This window comes from Micromonospora sp. DT228 (genome assembly GCF_049841595.1).
Lineage (GTDB): Bacteria > Actinomycetota > Actinomycetes > Mycobacteriales > Micromonosporaceae > Micromonospora.
The window spans coordinates 1-378 of sequence record NZ_JBNCKO010000072.1 but is presented as its reverse complement, the minus strand read 5'-3'; the positions used below and the strand labels follow the sequence as shown (position 1 = coordinate 378).

Annotated in this window: 1 protein-coding gene; it reads left to right on the top strand. The window is 76.2% G+C overall.

Annotation, left to right across the window (positions count from 1 at the left end; translation table 11 throughout):
* Nucleotides 1–316 (top strand): Lsr2 family DNA-binding protein (locus ACLQ29_RS35460; protein WP_425775713.1); only part of this gene is annotated, 316 nt, incomplete at its 5' end.
* Nucleotides 317–378 lie beyond the last annotated feature (62 nt).

Here is a 378-nt window from a genome sequence, read left to right as displayed (position 1 = left end):
GGGCAGCGAGGCCGGCCGTACCCGTCAGCTCGCCGAGCGGATTGGTGCCCTGGTGGCGGAGCTGACCGGCCGGTTGGAGGCCGAGCAGGCCGCCGAGGCCCGTCGCCGGGAGTTGGCGGAGAAGGAGGCCAAGCTCACCGCCGAGCTCGCCGAGCTGCGGCAGAGGTTGGGCACCGGGCCGGAGGCCGCCGCGCGCCGTGCCGCGATCCGCCAGTGGGCGCAGGCCAACGGCTACGCCGTGCGGGAGCGCGGCCGGATTCCGCGGAATGTCGTGCAGGCGTGGGCGGCGGCGATCGGGTCGGAGGTGACCCGGTGAAGGCGCTGAAGGTGCTGCTGCCGGCCGTCAGCGCGCTGTCGCTGGCGGGGCACGTGTGGGCG